The sequence below is a fragment of the Pararhizobium sp. P1_E7 genome (assembly GCF_056405855.1).
In genome coordinates, this window is record NZ_JBFUBH010000127.1 from 1 (window position 1) to 5,279 (window position 5,279).

Consider the following 5,279-nt stretch of genomic DNA (forward strand, 5'->3'; position numbering starts at 1 on the left):
GACCTACCCTCTCCCATCACTCGGTCTCCGCGCTCAGGACGTGCAATTTCGGATTTCGTCCGCACATTCCAGAAAGATGTGGCTCATGAGCGGGTCGGGCATATCGTCGATCTGCGGAAGAATAGTGTCGAGGCCGGCGTTCGAAGGTTGATACCTTTGAGACGTCGTCGGCCGACCGATATAGCTCACTCACAAAGTCGGGGATGGCAGATGTCATCGATTGGCACTTTCAAAGCTGGCGTCAATGGCATGAATGGTCGACATGTGGCTGATGCAGCCATTTGTACCGGTATGCCGATCATCACCAAACCATTCAAGGTTGCCGCGTTGAACATGCGTGCTCATGCAAAGATCGCACCGATTTGGGTTTCCTGACAGGTTGAGGGGATTGGCGAGCGAATTTGCTAAATCTTGCCGAGGTGACGTGCGGCATCCATACAGATGCGATGACGCTTGATTCGAAAATATTCGTGGGCCTTAGATCTGCTCGCAAAAAGTCCGCTTCCGCCGGGGAACCCACTGGCCCGAAATGCCAATGGGACGGTTGTGAAAAGGTTGGCACGCATCGCGCCCCTGTGGGGCCGGGCGCTGAAGGCCTTTATCTGTTGTTCTGTCTTGAGCACGTCAAAGAATACAACAAGGGATACGGTTACACGACGGCTCCATCAAACGCGGACGTCGCTCACTATCAAAGGGAAGCGACAGCCGGCAGTCGTCCGACCCGGGGAACGAGAGTCAGCCAGCCGACCGAAATCCCGATCCCGTCGACAGTCCGTTCCGGCTCTGCAAAGGCATTGAATGCCCGAAAAACCGTGGCACAACGCCAAGCCCAAAAAGCCGATTTGCAGAAACGAAAACTCAAAGTGCTCGAAGCCAAGGCTTTTGCGACACTCGGTCTCTCGCCGGAGGCAACACCGGAGGAAATCAGGAGCCGCTATAAGGAAAGGCTCAAAATGCACCATCCCGACGCCAACCAGGGCAACCGCAACTCCGAGGACGAGCTTCGCGCATCGATCGAGGCACATAAGATCCTTAAACTGAATGGATTTTGCTGAGGCTCACTCATTGAGCGCCTTGTAGGCCCATCCAATATCAAGCGGAGCGTTTGCCCAGCGCGGCCTTCAAGAGGAGAAAGTAAACGTGATGGTCTTGAACAGATACGAACCGTCGACACGCCATTTCCAGGATGCTCCGCACAAGTGGTCCAAGTTGCAGGGGTGACCCAGGTCTTTTTGCCAAGGGCGAAAGTTCTCACGTTTGGTCACTTCGTGGACGAAACCTGAACGCATCGACGAATGCTGAGAATGCGGGGGAGTGATTGCGCCTATTGGGATAGTAGAGATGATAGCCTTGGAAGGTCGGACACCAAGCCTTGATGACTTCCAGTAGATAACCATCGTCGACATATCGGCGAACGAGATCGGTCGGCGCGTAGGCAAGACCCATTCCGTCGAGAGACGCGTCGATCGCTGAGCCGATGTTACTGTAAACTAGCTGGCCATCGACGCRCACGCTGAACTCCCGCCCATCCTCGTGGAATTCCCAAGCGTAGAGGCCACCCGACGTGGGAAGACGCAGATTGACACAATTGTGCTCTGTGAGACCCTGCGGGTTTTCCGGAGCCGGATATCGCTCGAAATATTCAGGCGACCCGACGACGGAATAGCTGACATCAGGACCAACACGAACAGCGACCATGTCTCGCGCGATCGCCTCGCCCAGCCGTACCCCGGCATCGAACTGGCGTTCGACAATATTCGTGAAACCGTTGTCAACGATGAGTTCGACCTGAATGTCCGCGTACTCGCGCAGGAACGGCTTCAGCCGATCCCGGAACACCAGTTGGACGGCATCGTCGGGACAAACGATCCGGACATGGCCGGAGGGCTTGTCGCTGAGAGCCTTCAGCGCTGTGATCTCGGCACTGATCCCCTCGAAATGATGCTCGATACTCTGGACTAGCCGCTCGCCCATGGCAGTCGGTGCGACATCACGGGTCGTGCGCGCGAGGAGGCGCACACCGAGCCGCTCCTCCAGCGCTCGGATGGTATGGCTGAGCGCAGATCGGGTGACCCCAAGCTTTGCTGCCGCACGTGTAAAACTGCGTTCTCGCGCCACCTCAAGGAAGGCGCGCATCTCGGTAAATTCGTCTCGACGCATTGTTGAATCTCTCTCATCACGACATGCAGTTTATGCCGTCTAGTGGCACGACTTCAATACCGTTATCTAATCTCGCAACGAGAGCGAGTACGATATGACCGATTTGACAGTAGATGACGGATTTGAGGACCTGCAGCAGACGACGCCCTGGGGTGCGGTCACCTGCCTGTCGCTCCTGACATTCCTTCTGGTAGGCTTGGAGTTCATGCCTGTCAGCCTTCTAACGCCGATCGCGCAGGATCTGTCGATCACGGAGGGTCAGGCGGGATTGGCGATTGCCGTCTCAGGTTTCTTTGCAGTCGTGACCAGCCTGTTCGGACACAGGGTTTTGGGCCAACTGGACCGGAAAACGGTCGTCCTTTTCTACACGTCCATCCTGACGCTCTCCAGCCTCACGGTAGCGTTGGCGCCGAGCTACCTTATCTTCCTGATCGGGCGGGCCATGGTTGGCATCGCGATCGGCGGCTTCTGGTCACTGTCGACCGCCATTCTCGCGCGTCTCGCATCCGGCCCCGATCTTCCCCGGGCGATTGCGCTGCTTCAGGGCGGAACGGCAATGGCAATCGTTGCCGCCGCACCGCTGGGCAGTTTTCTCGGCAGCCTCATTGGGTGGCGCAACACATTTCTCATCACTGTTCCGATCGGCCTTGGGGCGCTGGTATGGCAAATGGCTGTCCTGCCGAATATGCCCCCTGCCAAAGCTGCATCCGTTGGGACAATGTTCGGATTGCTCCGCAACCGCACCTTTGCAATCGGCATGGCGGCAACGGCACTGACGTTCATCGGCATGAACTCGCTGTCGATCTACCTGAGACCGTTTCTCGAACATGTCACCAGGCTCGATATCAACATGCTGTCGATGGTGCTGCTCGGCCTGGGTGCTGGCGGACTGGCCGGATTGTACGCGATCGGTTTCGTGGTCCGCCGGCATCTTGGGGTCGCACTTGTCGGCATGCCCGGTGTCCTCGCCGTCATTGCTCTTCTACTGATCGCAGCCGGCCCATTCCGAGGGCTGACGGCAGCCCTGCTAATTGTCTGGGGTGTCTTGTCGACACCGGTGCCTGTCGCCTGGAACACCTGGATGACACGGATCATCCCGGACGATCTCGAAGCAGGCGGCGGCCTGCAGGTCGCCCTTATTCAGCTTGCCATAGCAGGTGGAGCGGCGGCGGGCGGCGCCCTGTTCGACAGCGTCGGATGGTGGAGCGCTTTTGTCCTTTCCGCAATCATGCTCGTCGGGTCGGCGGTTCTGGCCGCCCTCGCCCGGCCGCGCAGCTGAACCACTTAAACTCAGAAACAGGAGACCGTCATGTCACAGGGAATCGAAAACAAGGTCGTTGTCATCACCGGCGCCAGCAGTGGCCTGGGCGAAGCTACGGCCCGGCATCTCGCAGAGCGCGGCGCGACCGTGATCATCGGCGCGCGACGCACCGACCGCATTGAGGCTTTGGCTGCGGAACTGAACGCACAAGGCTACAAGGTCGTCGCGGTGCAGACCGACGTGACCGACCGGGATCAGGTCAAAAACCTTGTCGATATCACTGTCAAACAGTTCGGTCGAATCGACGTCATGCTGAACAACGCGGGCCTTATGCCGCTTGCGCCGCTAGAACGTCTCAAAGTCGACGAGTGGGACCGCATGATCGATGTCAACATCAAGGGCGTGCTCTACGGGATTGCAGCGGTACTTCCTCACATGAAGGCCCAAAAGTCGGGACACATCATCAACGTTTCCTCGGTTTATGGCCATGTCGTTGATCCTGGCGCGACCGTCTATTGCGCCACGAAGCATGCCGTCCGCGCCTTGTCCGAGGGCCTGCGGAAAGAGGTGAAACCCTACAATATCCGGACAACCATCATCTCGCCCGGCGCGGTCAGCACCGAACTCCTCGAGCATATCAGCGAAAAGGATATCCAGGCGGGCACCCGGGAGTTCGTCAGCAAGATTGCGATTGGACCGGGTACATTCGCCCGGAGTGTCGCGTTCGCTATCAGCGAGCCGGACGACGTCGATATCAATGAAATCCTCTTCCGGCCCACAGCGCAGCCGGTCTGACAAACCGCCATGTCTCGTCCGATCAGCCGACGACAAGTTCTGGGCACCGCGCTGGCGGCTGCGGCAATTCCGCGTGTCGCCATTGCACAGCAAGGACGCGACCCAAACAACCGGGAGCCGACCGACGTGCGCATCAGGTTGACCTTCAATGGATTGGTGCTGACAGCGACGCTCTACGACAACCCGTCAGCGCGCGACCTTGCGTCCCTGCTTCCGCTTGATCTCAACATCGAGGACTTCGGAGGCAATGAGAAGATCGTCCATCTGCCTCGCAAGCTCACCGAGGATGCCAGCGGCCCCTTCACCAACGAGCGGCCAGGCGACCTCTGCTACTTCAAGCCCTGGGGCAACCTCGCTCTCTTCTATGCCGACTATCGCTGGGACGGGCTGATCCGTCTCGGCCGGTTCGACAACGGTTTCGACGCGCTTCTGGTGCGCGGCAAGTATCCCGTCCGGATCGAACGGATTTAACAGCCCAACCTCTTCCTGCCACACAACAAAGGACATCTCGATGAACAGTTTCAAGATCTTGGCTGCAGCACTGGCACTGGCCTTCACCTCCCCGGCATTCGCCAGCGATGTAAAGTCACCGATCATCGGTGCCTGGCACATGACCGCACTCGAGGTAGGAGCTGCGGGCAATCTTCAGACCATCCCGTATTCAGGCCAGCTTGTCTTCACTCAAGGGGGCACCCTGTCGGTCCAGGCGATGAATCCCGATGCGAACGCCGCGGACACGCCCTACACTACGAAAGCATACGAGGCCTATTACGGTCCCGTCGAGATCGACGATGACAAGAACATATTCGCGATCACCGTCGAGTCCTCTCTCGTCCGGAACCTGATCGGCCAGAGACTGGAGCGCAAGTTCGAGGTCACAGGTGACAAGCTGGTGATTTCCCCGGTCGATGCTGCAGAAGGTTGGCGCGTCAGCTACGACCGCTTCTGAAAGCTTGAGCTCTGCAGACAATCTTTAGGAACCACTGTGCCTGATCGACTGAATTGCGCGCCCCGATGTGGCGGGCAATTCATATTGAGGTCCAGTAATCTCGCAGGCCTAGCT

The 5,279-nt window shown here is 58.2% G+C and carries 7 protein-coding genes; 6 read left to right on the forward strand and 1 reads right to left on the reverse strand.

Features of this window, described 5'->3' with window-relative positions; all coding sequences use genetic code 11:
• Both AC1D17_RS27560 and AC1D17_RS27565 read left to right on the forward strand, forming a co-directional pair.
• A partial coding sequence (locus AC1D17_RS27560) for a hypothetical protein (protein WP_477568426.1) occupies positions 1-375 on the forward strand: 375 nt, incomplete at its 5' end.
• Positions 376-446: 71 nt separating this feature from the next.
• Positions 447-1,055 carry a J domain-containing protein gene (locus AC1D17_RS27565; protein ID WP_477568432.1) on the forward strand — a complete coding sequence of 203 codons (609 nt, stop codon included), beginning with the start codon at positions 447-449 and terminating at the stop codon, positions 1,053-1,055.
• Between the two features lie 196 nt (positions 1,056-1,251).
• Here the strand turns inward: AC1D17_RS27565 and AC1D17_RS27570 are convergent, their stop codons facing one another.
• Positions 1,252-2,160: a LysR family transcriptional regulator gene (locus AC1D17_RS27570; protein ID WP_477568427.1), complete on the reverse strand. Its 909-nt coding sequence runs from the start codon at positions 2,158-2,160 to the stop codon at positions 1,252-1,254.
• Positions 2,161-2,254: 94 nt separating this feature from the next.
• Here AC1D17_RS27570 and AC1D17_RS27575 point away from each other — a divergent pair, with 94 nt between their 5' ends.
• From AC1D17_RS27575 to AC1D17_RS27590, 4 genes are read left to right on the forward strand one after another with little or no spacing between them, the layout of a single operon-like run.
• A complete protein-coding gene (locus AC1D17_RS27575) occupies positions 2,255-3,439 on the forward strand; it encodes an MFS transporter (RefSeq protein WP_477568428.1) in 1,185 nt (394 codons plus the stop codon).
• A gap of 30 nt (positions 3,440-3,469) precedes the next feature.
• Positions 3,470-4,216 (forward strand): SDR family oxidoreductase, encoded by a 747-nt coding sequence (locus tag AC1D17_RS27580; protein WP_477568429.1) that lies wholly within the window; start codon positions 3,470-3,472, stop codon positions 4,214-4,216.
• Between the two features lie 9 nt (positions 4,217-4,225).
• Positions 4,226-4,687, forward strand: coding sequence for a cyclophilin-like fold protein (locus tag AC1D17_RS27585; protein ID WP_477568430.1), 462 nt, complete (start codon positions 4,226-4,228; stop codon positions 4,685-4,687).
• A gap of 40 nt (positions 4,688-4,727) precedes the next feature.
• Complete coding sequence (locus AC1D17_RS27590) at positions 4,728-5,165, forward strand: lipocalin-like domain-containing protein (protein WP_477568431.1); 438 nt, start codon at positions 4,728-4,730, stop codon at positions 5,163-5,165.
• The last annotated feature ends 114 nt before the right edge of the window (positions 5,166-5,279 follow it).

What these genes read in the sequence shown, in the direction of transcription:
- AC1D17_RS27590 (WP_477568431.1), top strand. Translation starts at nt 4,728, where the DNA reads ATGAACAGTTTCAAGATCTTGGCTGCAGCACTGGCACTGGCCTTCACC.
- AC1D17_RS27580 (WP_477568429.1), top strand. Translation starts at nt 3,470, where the DNA reads ATGTCACAGGGAATCGAAAACAAGGTCGTTGTCATCACCGGCGCCAGC.
- AC1D17_RS27565 (WP_477568432.1), top strand. Translation starts at nt 447, where the DNA reads ATGACGCTTGATTCGAAAATATTCGTGGGCCTTAGATCTGCTCGCAAA.
- AC1D17_RS27585 (WP_477568430.1), top strand. Translation starts at nt 4,226, where the DNA reads ATGTCTCGTCCGATCAGCCGACGACAAGTTCTGGGCACCGCGCTGGCG.
- AC1D17_RS27575 (WP_477568428.1), top strand. Translation starts at nt 2,255, where the DNA reads ATGACCGATTTGACAGTAGATGACGGATTTGAGGACCTGCAGCAGACG.